The organism is Microcoleus sp. Pol8_D6 (assembly GCF_036700965.1).
Lineage (GTDB): Bacteria > Cyanobacteriota > Cyanobacteriia > Cyanobacteriales > Microcoleaceae > Microcoleus.
Window position 1 is genome coordinate 22,967 of the sequence record NZ_JAUBPW010000064.1, and the last position, 17,937, is coordinate 40,903.

10 protein-coding genes are annotated in these 17,937 nt (G+C 44.6%); 9 read left to right on the forward strand and 1 reads right to left on the reverse strand.

What is annotated here, in order from left to right:
* Positions 1-561: 561 nt before the first annotated feature.
* Complete coding sequence (locus QUA10_RS22285; RefSeq protein ID WP_333080052.1) at positions 562-6,024, forward strand: AAA family ATPase; 5,463 nt, start codon at positions 562-564, stop codon at positions 6,022-6,024.
* 127 nt (positions 6,025-6,151) lie between these two features.
* Here the strand turns inward: QUA10_RS22285 and QUA10_RS22290 are convergent, their stop codons facing one another.
* Entirely contained in the window at positions 6,152-6,376 is a 225-nt protein-coding gene (locus QUA10_RS22290) for a KTSC domain-containing protein (protein ID WP_041622401.1), read from the reverse strand.
* Between the two features lie 162 nt (positions 6,377-6,538).
* On the opposite strand from QUA10_RS22290, the gene QUA10_RS22295 reads away from it, so the two are divergent.
* From QUA10_RS22295 to QUA10_RS22330, 8 genes are all read left to right on the forward strand, one after another.
* Positions 6,539-7,129, forward strand: a complete 591-nt coding sequence (locus QUA10_RS22295; RefSeq protein ID WP_190735754.1) for a chromophore lyase CpcT/CpeT — start codon at positions 6,539-6,541, stop codon at positions 7,127-7,129.
* 110 nt (positions 7,130-7,239) lie between these two features.
* The gene (locus QUA10_RS22300; protein WP_015175194.1) at positions 7,240-8,388 is read left to right on the forward strand and encodes an NAD-dependent epimerase/dehydratase family protein; all 1,149 of its coding nucleotides are present in this window, start codon (positions 7,240-7,242) and stop codon (positions 8,386-8,388) included.
* 681 nt (positions 8,389-9,069) lie between these two features.
* A complete protein-coding gene (locus QUA10_RS22305; RefSeq protein WP_333080050.1) occupies positions 9,070-10,203 on the forward strand; it encodes a glycosyltransferase family 1 protein in 1,134 nt (377 codons plus the stop codon).
* 582 nt (positions 10,204-10,785) lie between these two features.
* Positions 10,786-13,440: a GAF domain-containing protein gene (locus tag QUA10_RS22310; RefSeq protein ID WP_333080049.1), complete on the forward strand. Its 2,655-nt coding sequence runs from the start codon at positions 10,786-10,788 to the stop codon at positions 13,438-13,440.
* A gap of 151 nt (positions 13,441-13,591) precedes the next feature.
* Positions 13,592-14,734, forward strand: coding sequence for a hybrid sensor histidine kinase/response regulator (locus tag QUA10_RS22315; protein WP_333080048.1), 1,143 nt, complete (start codon positions 13,592-13,594; stop codon positions 14,732-14,734).
* A gap of 150 nt (positions 14,735-14,884) precedes the next feature.
* Positions 14,885-15,715 (forward strand): GUN4 domain-containing protein, encoded by an 831-nt coding sequence (locus tag QUA10_RS22320; protein WP_333080046.1) that lies wholly within the window; start codon positions 14,885-14,887, stop codon positions 15,713-15,715.
* Positions 15,716-16,406: 691 nt separating this feature from the next.
* The gene (locus tag QUA10_RS22325; RefSeq protein WP_333080045.1) at positions 16,407-16,997 is read left to right on the forward strand and encodes a YdcF family protein; all 591 of its coding nucleotides are present in this window, start codon (positions 16,407-16,409) and stop codon (positions 16,995-16,997) included.
* A gap of 103 nt (positions 16,998-17,100) precedes the next feature.
* A complete protein-coding gene (locus QUA10_RS22330; protein WP_333080044.1) occupies positions 17,101-17,718 on the forward strand; it encodes a GAF domain-containing protein in 618 nt (205 codons plus the stop codon).
* The last annotated feature ends 219 nt before the right edge of the window (positions 17,719-17,937 follow it).

A 17,937-nucleotide genomic window follows, 5' to 3' on the forward strand; every position in this document is an offset into this window, starting at 1 on the left:
TTGGCTGACTGACAATTCCTAGACGAACACTAATTAATCTAACCCCGAAGATACTTCTCGGCACAAAGCAACAGACCGGAAAAAATCTTCTAAAATGAAACGACAGTAAGGCTGGAAGTTGTTGCGAATCAAAAGAGCAAGACTCCGATACTCAAATATGTTACTAAATTTACCTAAACCTATTCGTTGCAACAAGTTATAGGTGAAAACTCTCACCCTGGCATCTGAATTAATTGGAATATCCAACTATGTTTGCCATAAAGCAATCGCTCAAATTAAATAACAACAAAGCGACGCTACCAAGAAGTCAAACCAGAGCAGGTACGGGGAGTAGTCGCCAGTTTATCCATCCTCAGCCGCCGTCGCGTAAGTTCTGTTTAAATATCTGCACCTACTTACATAAGGTCACAATTATTGCAAAGCGGGCGTTTGAACAAACGCTCTGATAATATTTGCCGAGTAATTAGCTACGCTCGAGCTTCTTTAGAAATTTATCCCAGACAAGTAAATCCTGCTACTTGGGCAGCAATACAAAATAACTTAAGATTAGCTTAAAAAATTATGAATGCGATCGCCAACTTACCAGATTATCAAATCACAGAGCAATTATACACAGGTACGCGCACCCTTGTCTATCGAGGCATCCGTACCAGCGACCAACAACCCGTCGCCATCAAATTACTACGAAATGAATACCCAAACTTTAACGAAATCGTTCAATTCCGCAACCAATATACCATTGCCAAAAATCTCGACTTTCCTAGTATTATCAAACCCTTAACCCTAGAAGTATATGGCAATGGCTATGCCTTAGTTATGGAAGACTTTGGTGGAATTTCCCTATCTGATTATCTCCAAACAGCCACGGATGAAAAGCCCCAATATCAATATTTACCTTTAGGTGAATTTCTCAGGATATCTCTTAAGATAACAGAAAGTTTGCACTATTTATACCAAAATAGAGTCATACATAAAGACATAAAACCCGCGAATATTCTGATAGATCCCGCAACAAAAGAAATTAAATTAATTGATTTTAGTATTGCTTCTCTCCTACCAAGAGAAACCCAAGAGATTCAGAATACTAATAATTTAGAAGGCACATTAGCATATCTTTCTCCTGAACAAACTGGTCGAATGAATCGAGGCATAGACTACCGCACTGACTTTTATTCTCTGGGAATCACATTTTATGAATTATTGACTGGAACATTACCATTTAGTTCGGAAGATGCAATGGAATTGGTACATTGTCACCTGGCAAAACAGCCGATACCCATTCATCAAGTTCATTCAGAAATTCCCTTAGCTTTGTCAGAAATTGTCAGTAAGCTGATCGCAAAAAATGCCGAAAATCGTTATCAGAGTGCCTTGGGAATTAAGCACGATTTAGAAATCTGTCTAGCTCAACTACAAACTACAGGCACAATAGAACCTTTTGAAATAGGAAAGCGAGATATTAGCGATCGCTTCCTAATTCCCGAAAAACTCTACGGAAGAGAAGCCGAAGTCAATCAACTATTAAATTCCTTCGATCGCGTCGCCAATGGCACAACAGAAATTATGCTAGTAGCGGGTTTTTCTGGCATTGGGAAAACCGCAGTGGTAAATGAAGTGCATAAACCCATTGTCCGGCAACGCGGCTATTTTATTAAAGGGAAATATGACCAATTTCAACGGAATATCCCCTTTTCGGCTTTCGTGGAAGCTTTTCGCGATTTGATGGGGCAACTATTATCAGAATCAGAAGAACAATTGCAAACATGGAAAACTAATATTATCGCAGCAGTGGGAGAGAATGGGCAAGTATTAATTGATGTAATTCCTGAGTTACAAAACATCATCGATAAGCAGCCACCATCCCTAGAGTTATCAGGAACAGCCGCCCAAAATCGATTTAATTTATTATTTCAAAAATTTGTCAAAGTCTTTACCAGTAAAGAACATCCCTTAGTGATGTTTTTAGATGACTGGCAATGGGCTGATTCTGCATCACTGAATTTGCTCTCATTATTGACGCAACAAGATACAGGACATCTATTGATATTAGGTGCTTATCGAGATAATGAAGTTTCCCCTGTGCATCCATTTATCTTAACCGTAGATGAACTGCTCAAAACTGGGGCAACGGTAAATACGATTACATTACCGCCGTTAAGAGAATCGGATATTAATCGATTGGTAGCAGATACGCTAAATTGCGAACTATCTCTTGCCCAGCCTTTGACAAAATTAGTCTATCAAAAAACCAAGGGAAATCCTTTCTTTGCAACTCAGTTCCTCAAAGCTTTACACGATGACAACTTAATTACCTTTAATTGGGATATCCAGCATTGGCAGTGCGATATTGCCCAAATCAAAACCTTGGCAATTACTGATGATGTTGTTGAATTCATGGCGTTGCAATTGCAGAAATTACCAATTCCAACTCAGGATGTCTTAAAGTTGGCTGCTTGTATAGGGGCGCAGTTCGATTTGCATAATTTGGCAATAGTTTCACAACAATCGGAAACAGAGACAGCGACAGTTTTATGGAGAGCATTGCAGTGTGGAGTAATTTTACCGATTAGTAATGTTTATAAGTTTTATCAGGTTGAAGGCAATAATAACTTAAGCCCTGAAGATGAAAATGCTAATAAACAAAATGCTAGATACAGATTTTTGCATGATCGCGTTCAACAAGCTGCCTATTCTCTGATTCCCTCAGACCAAAAACAGGCTACTCATCTCAAAATCGGTCAACTGCTGCAACAAAAGTTATCAGAAATAGAAAAGGAGGACAAGCTATTTGATATTGTCGGGCATTTGAATTTAGGAATTCGGTTAATTACTCAAGCTGAAGAACGAGAAGCCTTAGCCAGACTTAACTTAGCAGCAGGAAAGAAAGCCAGAAATTCTACAGCCTATTCAGCCGCCAGAAGTTTTGTGCAAATAGGGATTGAGTTGCTAACCTCAGACAGTTGGCAAACTCAGCATGAATTAACCCTAAATCTTTATGTAGCTGCCGCTGAAACTGCCTACTTGAATGCCGATTTTGATGGCATGGAAGAAATGGCAGATATAGTTTTGCGATCGGCCAAAACAATACTAGATAAAGTCAAAATATTTGAGATTCAAATTAACGCGCTGACAGCAAAGACTCAGATATTAGAAGCGATCACTGTAGGTAGAGTCGCTCTAGCACAATTGGGGATTGAACTGCCCTCTGAACCTGATGAAGCTTTTACTAACACCGCGCTACAAACCCTTACCAAGCAGCTCGAAGGCAAACAGATGGAGGAACTGATTCACCTGCCTATAATGAGCGAGCCTCGGACAATTGCATCAATTCAACTATTAACAATGTTGTTTGCGCCCATTCTGCAAGCAAGTCCGGCCTTGCTGCCTGTGCTTGGCTGCACAATGGTGAGCTTATCACTTCAATTTGGAAATGCGCCCGCATCAACCATCGGATATGTAACTTATGGTATGGTACTGTCTGCTTTTTTGGGAGAGGTAGAAAGGGGTTATAGTTTTGGGCGAGTAGCTCTGAGCTTACTCGATCGGTTTAATGTACGTGAGTTTAAATGTGTAACCTTAGTGTTGTTTTGTGGTTTTATTCAGCATCGTCGAGAATCAGTAAGGGCTACAATTCCAATGGCAAAAGAGGCTTTTATAGCTGGTATGGAAATCGGTGATTTCCTCTATGCTGGCTACAGCATATTTAATTATTTTTATGATAAGTTTTTCGCTGGATTAGAACTGGATGATTGGGAACCAGAAATCGAAAATTACTGTTCTGTCTTAGCGACTTTGAAGCAATATTCTGCTCTGGCTTATCTAAAGATGCAACAACAAACAGTGCATAACTTGAGGTTAATTATTAATCAACCGGATTTATTAAAAGGCACTGCATACGATGAAGGTTTGATGATTCCTAAGTACCATCAGGATAATGATTTTAATGCGCTAGGTTTTGTTTATGCCTACAAATTAATGCTTGCCTATCTTTTTGGTGACTACACTAACGCCCTAGATTACATTGTCCAAGCTAACCGCTCTTCGATCGCCACAGGAGGACAAGTTCATACTCCTGTTTTCCATTTCTATGCCGGGTTAACCTACTTGACATTTTACTCTACCCAGTCAGAAATTGAGCAAGCTAACACTCTTGAGGAGGTAAAAACCCATCAAACTACACTGGCTGAATGGGCGCACCATGCACCGATGAATCACCAACATAAAGTTAACTTAGTAGAGGCAGAAAAATGCCGAGTTTTAGGCAAGAATTATGAAGCAGGAGATTTGTACGATCGCGCAATTGCCGGAGCCAAAGAAAACGAATATATCCAAGAAGAAGCGTTAGCTAATGAACTAGCAGCTAAATTTTATCTGGGCTGGGGCAAAGAAAAATTTGCTTCTGGATATATGCAGGAAGCATATTACTGTTACACCCGATGGGGTGCGAAGGCGAAAGTTGCTTATTTAGAACAACACTATCCCCAACTACTAGGGGCAATTCTCCAACCGACTAAACGAGCTATCATATCTGGGGGAACAATCTCTCCCACGCTGATGAGAAGCGTAACTAGCACCAGTAACAGCAACACCCAGAATTTATGGTTAGATTTTCCGGCGGTGATGAAAGCAGCACAAGCTATTTCACAGGAAATTGAATTAGAGAAACTATTAGCGACTTTGATGCAAATTGCGATCGCCCATGCCGGAGCGCAAACCGGAATTTTAGTGATCGATCAAGAGGCAAAATGGTTAGTAGTGGCGAAAGCGGATCAAAACCATACAGAAAAGAGGCATATTCTTTTAGCTGAATGTCAAGAATTACCCCAAAGGTTTATTTATTCTGTAGCCAGAAGTCAAATAACGGCGGTTTTTGATAACTTGAGTGCTTCCACTCAATTTGCAGGCGATGGCTATATCATCACCCAGCAGCCTAAATCAGCTTTATGTATTCCGATTAGCAAGCAGGGAAAATTAATCGCGATTTTGTATTTAGAAAATAATCTTACCGTGGGAGCATTTACAAGCGAGCGCATCGAAACCCTCTCAATTCTTAGTGCTCAAGCCGCTATATCCATTGAAAACGCCCGTTTGTATCAACAAGTAGAAAACTACTCTCAAACCTTGGCAGCGGAAGTAGAGCGAAAAACAGAAGAGTTAAGCCAAAAAGCTTTTGATTTAGAGCAAACCTTGAAAAATTTACAACAAACCCAAGCACAATTAATTCAGAGTGAAAAAATGTCAGCCGTCGGTCAACTGGTAGCGGGGATAGCACACGAAATTAATAACCCAGTTACTTTTATTCATAGTAATCTTCAGCCGACAGAAAATTATATCAAAGCTTTGGTGAATTTGCTGGAACTTTATCAGCAAGAATATCCAAATAAAAGCTCAGCAATTAAAGCAAAGATTGAGGAAATTGAGTTAGCATTTATCACGGAAGATTTAACTAAGATCCTGCAATCCATGAAAGTCGGAAGCGAACGAATCAAACAAATTATCCTGAGTTTGCGTAATTTTTCTCGTTTAGACGAAGCAGAAATGAAATCTGTAGATTTACACGCCGGGCTTGAAAGCACTTTACTAATTTTACAAAACCGCTTCCAAGAAAGTGACAATCAACCAAAGGTACAAGTGATTCAAGAGTATGGCAACCTTCCTCATGTCACCTGTTATGCGAGTGAGATGAATCAGGTATTTATCAGTATTATTAGTAATGCTCTTGATGCTCTCAAACAAGTTAGTAAAACTAATAAACATCCTTTTATTAAGATTCAGACTGAAGTCATAGAAAAAGAGTGGGTAAGAATTGCGATCGCTGATAATGGTAGTGGGATTCCCGCCCATATTCAAGAACGCATATTCGAGCCATTTTTTACAACTAAACCTGTGGGTAGCGGTACAGGTTTAGGTTTATCTGTAAGCTATGCTATTATCAAAAAACATGGGGGTAAATTAACCTGTGATTCGACCGTGAGCAGCGGGACAATTTTTGTAATTGAGATTCCGATAAACTATCTGGTATAACTTGAGCTAGAGAAGGACTCAAATTGTTCCTATCACCTCCACAATCAAAAAATCGGGGTTAGAGTTCGTCGATGATGATCGCAAAAATCAAGATTAGATATTCAAAACGCCTAGATTAATGCCGTACTTACCGCCGCCGTTTCTTCACCTGTTGGTACGGATAGCAGTCAATCACACAATCTCTCATGTAACTCCCTTTGGAATCAGAGTCCATCAGTTCTAGATAGACATTATTCGGCACTTCAGAATATAGATAGGTTTTGCCACTATTGAAAACAACCTCCAGAGTAGAAGTTGTTTCGTCATAACCCACAGCTTTTATCATGCTAGATTCGACTGGTTGTAGTTTCATGATTTCCCGATAAGTGAGCGCACCTGAAAAAAACAGCATACCCAAATCCCGGACTTTTTAAAGAAGTCACGACTTTAAAGCCCGATCGCACCTGAATTTCCCCTAAAATAATTTTTACTAGATCCCCAATCCAAAATCTAAAATCTAAAATCTAAAATCGAAATGACTCATTCCACCGATATCGTCACCCTAGCCCGCTGGATGGCCGCCGACTTCAGCAACCAAGCCCAAGCCTTTGAAAACCCGCCATTCTTCGCCCACATCCGCGTCTGCATGAGACCTCTGCCAGTCGAAGTTCTGGATGGCCTCAGCTTGTACCTAGAACAAGCCTACGATATTGAACTGAATGTACCGTACCGAGTCCGAGTTTTGAAATTAGTCCCGGTGGACGATCGAATCGACATCGAAAATTATGCCATAGAAAACGAAGAACAATTCTACGGCGCTTCCCGCGACCCGCAACGGCTGCAAGAAATCAAAAAAGCACAACTGACTCTACTTCCCGGCTGCACCTTTATTACGCAGTGGACGGGCCACAGCTTCAAAGGGTCTGTCGAACCCGGAAAAGGCTGCATGGTGGTCAGAAAGGGCAAAAAAACCTATCTAGACAGCGAATTCGAGATTGACCAAGACAAATTTATTAGCCACGATCGCGGACGTGACCCAGAAACCGACGCCCACGTCTGGGGAGCCCAGGCCGGCCCTTTTGAATTCACCCGCCGGGCCAGTTTCGCCGACGAAATTCCGGTTTAATCTAAAAAAACAGACTCCCTCCTGGGCAAACACGCTTGATTAAAGGTTCAGAATGCACCAATACCTGGTACATTAACCCAGTATTGGCAAGCAAGATTCACCGTTGATTTATGAAAGTCCTGGTTATTGGTGGCGATGGCTATTGCGGTTGGGCAACCGCACTCTACCTTTCTAACAAAGGTTACGAAGTTGGCATCCTCGACAGCTTCGTGCGGCGGCACTGGGATCTGGAACTGTGCAGCGACACCCTCACTCCCATCGCACCGATTCAGCAACGACTCCAGCGATGGCAAGATTTAACGGGCAAGTCGATCGACTTGTTCGTCGGTGACATCACCAACTACGATTTTCTCAGCAAAAGCATGAGAAAATTTGCACCAGAGGCGATCGTCCATTTCGGCGAACAGCGTTCGGCACCTTTCTCGATGATCGATCGCGAACACGCAGTCCTCACTCAAGTCAATAACGTCGTCGGGACACTCAACCTGCTGTACGCCATCCGCGAAGACTTCCCCGATTGTCACCTAGTGAAATTGGGGACAATGGGCGAATACGGCACGCCGAATATTGACATTGAAGAAGGCTACATTACGATCGAACACAACGGCCGCAAGGATACACTACCCTATCCCAAACAACCAGGCAGTTTCTACCACCTGTCAAAAGTCCACGACTCCCACAACATCCATTTTGCTTGCAAAATCTGGGGTTTAAGAGCCACCGACTTAAATCAGGGCGTAGTCTACGGCGTGCTCACAGATGAAACCGGCATGGACGAACTGTTGATCAACCGTTTGGACTACGACGGAGTATTCGGGACAGCATTGAACAGATTTTGCATCCAAGCTGCGATCGGTCATCCTCTGACAGTTTACGGAACAGGCGGACAAACCCGCAGCTTCTTAGACATTCGGGACACCGTGCGGTGCGTGGAATTGGCGATTGCCAACCCCGCCGAAGCCGGACAATTCCGCGTCTTCAACCAATTCACCGAACAATTCAGCGTCGGCGACTTAGCCTCCTTGGTGCAAAAAGCAGGCATGGCAATGGGATTAAAAGTAGAAATCAACAACATCGAAAATCCCAGAGTCGAGAAAGAAGAACATTATTTCAATGCCAAAAACACCAATTTGCTAGACCTCGGTTTGCAACCGCACTATCTCTCAGATTCCCTGCTCGATTCTCTGCTGAATTTTGCTACAAAATATCAGCACCGTGTCGATAAAAATCAGATTTTGCCGAAGGTTTCTTGGAAGTAAGTTCTGGCTTCTATCTGCGGGGAAAGAGCTTTTTAACGAACCGCGAAGGCGCGAAGGGCGCAAAGTAAGAGAAAAGAAGGGAAGAGAGGAGAAGGGTTCGCAAGTTCTGAATGGAGTTTGCTCTATATTACGATAATCTATCTTTTTTATCTCTTTCTCTGTGTCCTCTGTGTCCTCTGCGGTTAATTAAAAAAGAGCCTCATGTTTTTACCGCTGGCTGGTTTGGGAAAAAACCCCGTGAAAAGTCGAATTCTCATTCTGTTGCTTTTGGTGGTTCTGCCTGAATTTTCAGCAAGGGCAGTTTTTGCTTATTATTTAATAGGGTAATGGGCTGCTGTAACGCCGAGTGATCTAAATTAGTGGCGAGTTAGCAAAGGCTTATCTGCCACTTAAAAATCGAGATAAATTGCCGGGAAAGCACAGGAAATTTACAGAATTAATTGCTTGACCGAAAGTGTGGGATGGCTTTTAGGTGGGATAATTGTATCAATTGGCATTCAGGGAATTGGCATTTGATCTCAAAAACCTCTCGCTCGGAATTAGCGGTAGTGCAACTGACAGAAGAAGTGTAGAAAAGCAGCCGATCGCACGCCATGACTTAGCTCCCCGACACAGTGTATCCTGTTACCGATGACCTTTGCCACAGGCTAGGATTATCGGCTCCCTAAATAACTTATTTTTATGAAAATTGCTCTTTTCACTGAAACATTTCTGCCGAAAATAGATGGCATTGTGACGCGCCTGATTCACACTGTAGATCACTTGCAGCGCGCAGGCGAACAAGTTCTGATATTTTCTCCAGATTACGGGATAAAAGAATACAAAGGCGCCAGAGTTTACGGTGTGGAGGGTTTGCCTTTGCCGATGTACCCGGAATTGAAAATGGCACTTCCTTCTCCGGCTGTAGGTCGCCAATTAGAGCAGTTTAAACCGGATATTATTCACGTTGTCAATCCCGCTATTTTGGGATTGGGCGGTATATATTACGGCAAAAAGTTCAACATTCCGATTTTGGCTTCTTACCACACGCATTTGCCGAAATACTTGCACCACTACGGTTTCGGAGTCCTCGAACCTTTATTGTGGGAACTGCTCAAAGGCGCGCACAACCAAGCAGAATTGAATCTGTGTACTTCTACAGCAATGGTGGAGGAATTGAGAAACCACGGCATTGAGCGAGTAGATTTGTGGCAGCGGGGCGTAGATACGGAAATGTTTGTACCAGAATTGGCGAGTCGAGAAATGCGATCGCGCCTTTCTGAAAATAACCCAGACAGTCCCCTGCTGCTGTACGTCGGCCGCCTCGGTGCAGAAAAAGAAATCGAACGCATCAAACCAGTCCTCGCAGCAATTCCCGATGCCCGCCTCGCCTTAGTGGGAGATGGCCCGCATCGGCAAACCCTTGAACAATATTTTGCCGGCACACCCACCAATTTTGTCGGCTACCTCAAGGGGCAAGAACTCGCAAGAGCTTACGCATCGGCCGACGCCTTCATTTTTCCCTCCCGCACCGAAACCCTGGGCTTAGTACTCCTAGAAGCAATGGCTGCAGGGACGCCTGTAGTGGCGGCGCGCAGCGGCGGAATTCCCGATATCGTCACCGACGGCATTAACGGATATTTATTTGACCCCGCCGACGAAGAAGGAGCTATGGCTGCCACCAAGCGTCTGTTTGCCAATCCCGAAGAACGGGAAACCCTGCGCCATAACGCTCGCCGAGAAGCCGAACGCTGGGGTTGGGCAGCCGCCGCCGCACAACTACAGCGCTACTATCAATCAGTAATATTTGCCGAGTCCATGCCCAGAGCGGCCTAAATGTCAGGATCTGTAGCACCTTTAAACATAAGCTCCAGCTTAACTTCGCTGTTCGATCGTCAGTTGGTAGTGAGGAGGGATGTTTTCAAAGACAGATCGAACTTTTTTGCTGCATAAATTACCGTCGCTATCCTGCTGTTGCGTTTACCATTAAACTATGAGTAAGCTCTGTAGGAATGCCTGGCGCGCTGCTTTCATAGCGCCCTTTACCTGACCGGATACGGTCGCCGAGTGCGCTAAAACAGTCACACCGCGCGCTGGGGCCGAGCACAGGGCGTCCAATCCACATTGCACTCTCGATCGAACTAAAGCCTGTCACCTAATTTTCAGGCTAGCAGTTTTGCGAACTCAAGTTCAGCTTGAATTGACGAACCCTCATCAGTATCGAGGTTGTAAAAAAGATCGATCGAGCATACATAACAAGCAAACTGAAGTTGCGTGCGCCACTTTTGAACTCACGATTCATCAAAGCGACAAGCGAGTGCCGATGCGCTTGCAAACAAATTCAAGAGTTTGCACCGCCGCCGAATCTCGCGCAGATCGACCTGCGGTCAGTCTACCCCTCTGAGCAAGCAGTTAATCATGACATTCTCCAATACTGGTAGCGTTCTGGCTACACTGACTCAAGTCAATTTTATGGGGGCATTGACCTCCCGTGTTAAGAGCCTGCCAGTTCCTGAATTAGTGTGCCTGCTGGACTTTATCACGGCTGAATTTCAGCAATTTATCCGGGCGATGGACCTGATTAACAATGAAGCACTCGAAAGCCTCTTAGAGCAACTGTTAGATGCCTTCACTGTCAAAATTGGTCAAATTTTGCAAGCAGACCGGACAACAATTTTTTTGGTTGACTCCAACAAAAATCAACTGTGGCACAAAACACTCGATCCACTGACGGGCGAGGATGTAGAAGTGCGCTTGCCTATGGATGCAGGCATTTTAGGCTACGTAGCAACAACCGGAAAATCGATTAATGTTGCCGAAGCTCGATCGCACGAGTATTTTAATACCGAAGTAGACGAACCACCGGGCTACCAGATCGATACCATGCTCTGTATGCCAATTTTTAGCAGTAAGAGCCAAGAGGAACCCGTAGCGGTGGTCAGACTGTTAAATAAAGCTGGCAAAGTCTCCTTTAGCGAGGAAGACGAACAACAGTTCCAGGCTTTTGCAGATTCGATCGGGATTATTCTCGAAAGCTGTCAGTCTTTCTACGTCGTGGCCCGCAACCAACGAGGGGTTGCCGCACTGTTGAGAGCCACCACGACTTTGGGTCAAAGTCTTGACTTGGAAACAACTTTGCGCTCTGTGATGGATCAAGCTCGCGACTTGATGCAAGCCGATCGCAGCACGCTATTTTTGTTAAATCGGGAAACCAACGAACTTTGGACAAAATTAGCTAAGGCTGACGGCACAACGATGATGGAAGTCCGCCTTCCGGCGAATAGGGGAATTGCTGGCTACGTGGCTTCGACTGGTCAACCTCTAAATATTACAGATGCTTACGACGATCCCCGCTTTGACCCCTCTACAGACCAGCAAACGGGATACCGCACTCGGACTGTCTTGTGTATGCCAGTGCATAACGCTAAAGGTGAGCTGATCGGGGTAACTCAGCTAATTAATAAGAACCAAGGTACTTTCACCCCTTCCGACGAAGAGTTTTTGCGAGCGTTTAATTCCCAAGCGGGAATGGCGTTGCAAAATTCTCAACTGTTTCAGAACGTGATGGTGGAAAAGCAGTATCAAAAAGATATGCTGCAAAGTCTTTCTGATGCAGTGATTTCCACGGATTTGAAGGGGCGAGTTGTGACTATCAATGAAGCAGCCCTAGAATTGTTGGGCTGTCCGGTAAATCAAGCTAAAAGCAAACACAATCCCCAGATTTGGGAAGATAAACTGGTGAATCGCTATGTTTGGGAAGTTGTGCCGATCGACAATTTGCAATTTCGACTAGAAGACAGTCTCAAAAATGCTGCCCGACATTACGTTCCCGAACAAAGTTTAACTGTGGGACTGTTGGTAGAAAAAACACTTAATTCCCAACAACAAAAAGAAGAAGAAGAAAGTTATATTTTGGCTGTGCCCGATCGCGCTGAGCCTACTTTATATTACGCTTGGGGCGAAAACCGCGCGTGGACTGAGGAAGTAGCGCTGGCAGAATTAGCTAATGCCCAATCTCTATTTGCCCTGCGAAATTCTGCCCTGTATCACCCTTATTGCCCGCTGCCCATCCCCGCCTCTCGAATTAAAGTAATTGAACGCAGTTTGAATTTGACGGTCAACCCGCTGCTAAATCCAGAGGGCGGAGTGCGCGGCGGTTTAGTGGTACTCGAAGACATCAGCCGCGAAAAGCGGATGAAAAATACGATGTACCGCTACCTGACTCCTGGAGTCGTAGATAAAGTGATGGCCTTGGGCGAAGGCGCCTTGATGGTGGGCGAACGCAAAGAAGTGACTATTTTATTTTCCGACATTCGCGGCTATACCACGCTGACCGAAAATTTGGGAGCGTCCGATGTGGTATCTCTGCTGAACGAATATTTTGAGACGATGGTGGAGGCCGTTATCCACTACGAAGGCATTTTAGACAAGTTTATCGGCGATGCTTTAATGGCAGTTTTCGGCGCGCCCCTGCCGCTGAATCCCCCGGAAAGTCACGGTTGGATGGCGGTGCAGTCGGCTTTAGATATGCGCCGGCGTTTGAAAGAGTTTAATGATTCTCGCCCCGGTGCAGATCCATTTCGCTTCGGAATCGGGATTAGTTCTGGAGAAGTGGTTTCGGGAAATATTGGTTCCCAAAAGCGCATGGATTACACGGTAATCGGGGATGCGGTGAATTTGAGTTCGCGATTGGAACAGCTTACAAAGGAGTACGGATGCGATATAATTTTGAGCGAATTTACATACAGTTTGTGTCGCGAAGGAATTTGGGTGCGAGAGTTAGACAAGGTGCGGGTTAAGGGCAAAAATCAGCCAGTTGGTATTTACGAGTTGCTGCAAAATAGTTCTGAACCAATTGATGGGGAAACCCTTCGGTTTTTGGAACTTTACAGTAACGGTAGGGATGCTTATATTGCTAGAAACTTTCAGAAAGCTATTAGTTATTTTGAAGCGGCTTTAGCAATGCGACCCAGCGATCGACCTGTGGAAGTTCACCTCGATCGATCCCTGAGCTATTTGGAAGTACCCCCGCCCGATGATTGGGACGGTGTGCATACGATGACAACCAAGTAGTAGATTATATTACATCCGAGGGTTCCAAAGTAAAAAGATTTGATAAAGTTGTGAGATATTCCTTATGACAGAGTTAACAAGTGTAAAAATGTGAAATCATAAATCGGATGGCATATTAAAGTTTAGAATTTATTTCCAGGCTAGCAATTAAATGAGTTATTTATCTGTTCCGAATGCCACAAAAGCCGATCGGATTCTGGTGGTAGACGACGCACCAGATAATGTTTTGTTGGTTCAGACAATCCTAGAAGAAGAAGGTTACGAAATTAGCACGGCGGAAAACGGCTTTTCTGCCTTGAGTCAAATTGACAAGGCAGCCCCAGATTTGGTACTGCTAGACGTGATGATGCCGGGAATGGATGGTTACGAAGTCACTAAACGAATCCGACAAAATAAGGAATTGCCCTTTATTCCGATTTTGCTGATCACGGCTCACGACAGTGCCAGCGTAGTCCAGGGATTGGACATGGGAGCAGACGACTTCATCCGCAAACCAGTCGAAATGGATGAACTGCTGGCGAGGGTTCGATCGCTCCTGCGGCTTAAACACAGCGTAGACGAGCGCAATTCGATCGCCCTGCAGCGCGAAGATTTTGTCTCCCGACTCGCTCACGACTTGCGGACGCCCCTCGTAGCAGCCGATCGAATGCTAACTTTAATGCAGCAGGGAGCTTTGGGAGAAATTTCCCTTCCCATGCGCGACGCTTTCGGAACGATGGTTCGCAGCAACAAAAACCTGATCGCGATGGTAAATATGTTGCTGGAAGTCTACCGCTACGAAGCAGGCCGCAAATCCCTAAGTTTCGCTGCCGTGGACTTGCGCCAGCTTATTACTGAGGTAGCTGAAGAACTAGCTCCCCTAGCCGATGCTAAAGGTTTATCCGTAAATTTAGACTTGACAGAAAGTGCAGAAAGTGCACCGATTGCGAAGTATCCGGGCGATCGTCTGGAACTGCACCGCTTGCTGACAAATTTAATCGGAAATGCGATTAAATTCACCGACAACGGTTCAATAGATGTCAGCTTAAAAGCTGCCAATTCCCCTGCTTATACTAGCTTCAAAAACCAACCACTGGCATGGGTAATCATAGACATCAAAGACACCGGTGCCGGCATTTCTCCCACCGAACAAGCAAAGTTATTTGAAAGGTTTAGCTCGGGAACTCATAAGAAGTCCAGTACAGGTTTGGGACTACACCTATGCCGCCAAATAGTCGAAGCTCACCGCGGCACGATCGAGGTAAAATCCGAGTTGGGCAAAGGCAGTTTGTTTACTATTCGCTTGCCTTGTTAGAGCGGTATAATTAACTCTAACTTTGGGGTGCGAAAAGTGCACATTACTACAGATAAACTGTAATTGTAGGCTGCAAAGTGCATAGCTAATCGAATTATGGTTAATTTGCCCGATGTCATATAATTACTTGGCAACCGAATTTATGGCAATATGTCTAACTGTCCAGTGTGCGGTGCTGAATACTTAGAAGAAAAAGCAGAGTTTTGCTCGATTTGCAGCTGGGATTTGACTCCCTACCCGCAGCGTGCGAAGCCTTCCAAAACTTATTTAAAAAAAGAACAAGTTAGATTGCAGTGGGCAAAAGAAATGTGGGAAGTGGCCCGCAATCAACAAAATTTGTCAGCTAAATTTGATGAGTTGCAGGGGGAATTGCGGCAAGGTGCGATCGCCCGCACGTACCTTCAATCTCAGTTAGAATGGGTTCTATACCGCCTCGAACAACTAAACCCCGAATTGATTGTCAGCACTCTACTGCGGCTGGAAGACAAAATCGGCGCTATACCTGACAAAACTCCGGCTATCTCCGAAGTGGGGATGGACTATCGACAACTGACAAAGCTATTAGAAACTGGAAAATGGCGCAAAGCTGATGAACACACTTGGGAAATCTTGCTGCAAATTGCTGTCAGGGAAGACGAAGGCTGGCTGAGTGCAGCCGATATTGACAGTTTTCCTCCTACAGACCTTCGCACGATCGACCAACTTTGGCAACAATACAGCAGCGGGCGGTTCGGGTTGAGCGTGCAGCAGCAGATTTGGGAAAGTACCGAGGCAAACTATACTGAATTTTGCGATCGAGTCGGCTGGCGAGTCAAGGAAAATTGGAAATATTACAGCGAGCTCTCCTTCAACGAAAATGCTCCCCCCGGACATCTCCCCGTCACCGCATGGAGACAGCGCGCCTGTTACGGTGCTGGTAAACTCACCGCAGCAGAAAACTTTGCCCGCATCGCTGCGAAACTGGCAACTGGCGATCGGTGATCATCCAAAATAAAAAATTCAAAATCGACATTAACTGCTATAATCAAAACGGTTTAGCAACTGGGGCTGTGGCTCAGATGGATAGAGCAAGCGCCTCCTGAAGAATCGGGCACCCTGCGAGGAAACTCTAGGAGTGAATGTGGTCAAATTTGGTGAAACCTAAAGAGTTCGTGGGTTCCTATGACTCTAAGGCAATACCAAGCCAAGCCTGAGTTCAGAGCGATTATGCGATCGCCTATATTGAAATCAGGAAGGTTTAGAGACTAGACGGTCACCACCTAAAAGCTGCAAGCATATGGTGAAGGTATAGTCCAGAGAGTGGGGAAACTCACACAAATCTGAAGCGCTAGGCCGCCGGTTCGAACCCGGCCAGTCCCGTTAAAAACCAAGAAAAATTAAAAGCAGGAGGGGGAAGCGTAGTTTCGCCCCTCTTTTTTGCATATCCGCTAAGGAATTGGCTCCCAGACAAGTATACCAACCGCCAAGGCGGTTGCTATAAAATCTCAAATCACCTGTTTAAGCCCCACCACAATCGTAGAGTCAATCTAAAATCTAAAATCTAAAATCTAAAATCCTATGGTCCCCCGACCCTTTTTTAATTTTTAATTTTTAATTCCTGTTAGTGGGCTATACGTGCGGTATTTTTTGTTATGGTTCCTTTGTGAGTTACATAAAATTTTTATAGGTTTAGATGTGGTTAAAAATCAATTCAAACACGCAGCGTTACAAGCGTTTGAACACTTCACGCAGTTTTTGGTTCCTAGTAGGGCTTTTGATGGCGTGTTGGTTGGGCTATCAGCAGGTTAAGAGCGAATTTCATAGACCCCAAGCTTTGTTAGTTCTAGGTGGGGCTACGGAGCGAGAGGTGTTTGCCGCCAAATTTGCTCGGGATCATCCTGAATTGCCAATTTGGGTGTCGTCTGGCAGCAATCCCGAGTTCGCGGAATGGGTGTTTTCAGAAGCGGGAATTGAGTCCGATCGCCTGCACTTAGACTACAGAGCGGTGGATACGGTAACAAATTTTACCACCCTGGTAGATGAATTGAAAGCTCAAGGGATTGAGAGCGTGTATCTGATCACTTCTGACGATCATATGCGGCGAGCTCAGATTATCGGTGAAATCGTCCTCGGCAGTCGAGGCATTAGCTTTAAGCCTGTGGCAGTTCCGTCTGGGCGAACCCCCGAACCGGTGGAAAAAGCTATTCGCGACGGCGCTAGGGCTATTCTTTGGCTGACAACCGGTTATACGGGTGCTAACTTCAGCCAAGCCAGAATTGAATAAACAAAGGGAAGGATTAAGCAAGTTTTAATTTTTTTCCATTCCCTCTCGTTTTAAAACTTCTCTCCTATAGCGATTTAAGGAAACGCGAAGATGCTGATGACAAATGCGTAAAAGAACAGAAGAGAAAAGAAGGAGTAGTTTAAAATTAGTAGATGAAATTCAAAAGCTAAAATTAATGACCGACCAAATTCTGCCGCAAATTCTGGATAAAATTTTGAGTGACACCAAAACGCCGGATGATGTTTTTTCCGCTTTACTGCCGGCTTTAGGCGAGGTGTTAAATTGCGATCGGGTCTTTCTCTACCTCCGCAATCCTGAAACGCAAAGGGGCAGAGTACCTTACTGCTGGCGTCGCAACTCGAACTTTCCAGAGATTGGGGACGCGGAATGGAAAAAAGAACCCGAATCTTTAGGGGAAGAAGACCCTTTATTTGCAGCAGCTTTGCGAACTGAACCGTCGATTTTTGTTGAGGATGTTGAGACAGCCAATCCTGAAGTTGTCAACAAAAATTTTGAGGCAAAAGAGTTCGGACATCGAGCTTTGATTCACGCTCACCTTTGTGCTGACGGCTTATTGTGGGGGGTTTTGCAGCCTTGTATGTTCGATCTTCCCAGAGTTTGGACTGACTTCGATCGCCAAGTTATCGCAGCAGTTACAGAAAAAATTTCCCCTTTAGCTGTCGCTTATGTCACCGCCTCAGCATCAAAAGATGAGCGATAAAAATCAATAATTTACCTGTAGGCAGCGGGTTGGCAATGAATGAATGTCAAGTTAAGACTAAAACCACGTCTAGGTCGGGGTTTTAGCCGAATTTCAATGCCCTTCCCGCCAGACGAAAGACTGTTTCCGGTTCCCCCCTTTTTAATACCACTTCTCCAAAAATATGCTACAATAGCACTTCTAGCAAAAGGACGATTGTATGAAAGTAAATTACCAAGA

What these genes read in the sequence shown, in the direction of transcription:
- QUA10_RS22285 (WP_333080052.1), top strand. Translation starts at nt 562, where the DNA reads ATGAATGCGATCGCCAACTTACCAGATTATCAAATCACAGAGCAATTA.
- QUA10_RS22290 (WP_041622401.1), bottom strand. Translation starts at nt 6,376, where the DNA reads ATGAAACTACAACCAGTCGAATCTAGCATGATAAAAGCTGTGGGTTAT.
- QUA10_RS22295 (WP_190735754.1), top strand. Translation starts at nt 6,539, where the DNA reads ATGACTCATTCCACCGATATCGTCACCCTAGCCCGCTGGATGGCCGCC.
- QUA10_RS22300 (WP_015175194.1), top strand. Translation starts at nt 7,240, where the DNA reads ATGAAAGTCCTGGTTATTGGTGGCGATGGCTATTGCGGTTGGGCAACC.
- QUA10_RS22305 (WP_333080050.1), top strand. Translation starts at nt 9,070, where the DNA reads ATGAAAATTGCTCTTTTCACTGAAACATTTCTGCCGAAAATAGATGGC.
- QUA10_RS22310 (WP_333080049.1), top strand. Translation starts at nt 10,786, where the DNA reads ATGACATTCTCCAATACTGGTAGCGTTCTGGCTACACTGACTCAAGTC.
- QUA10_RS22315 (WP_333080048.1), top strand. Translation starts at nt 13,592, where the DNA reads ATGAGTTATTTATCTGTTCCGAATGCCACAAAAGCCGATCGGATTCTG.
- QUA10_RS22320 (WP_333080046.1), top strand. Translation starts at nt 14,885, where the DNA reads ATGTCTAACTGTCCAGTGTGCGGTGCTGAATACTTAGAAGAAAAAGCA.
- QUA10_RS22325 (WP_333080045.1), top strand. Translation starts at nt 16,407, where the DNA reads ATGTGGTTAAAAATCAATTCAAACACGCAGCGTTACAAGCGTTTGAAC.
- QUA10_RS22330 (WP_333080044.1), top strand. Translation starts at nt 17,101, where the DNA reads ATGCGTAAAAGAACAGAAGAGAAAAGAAGGAGTAGTTTAAAATTAGTA.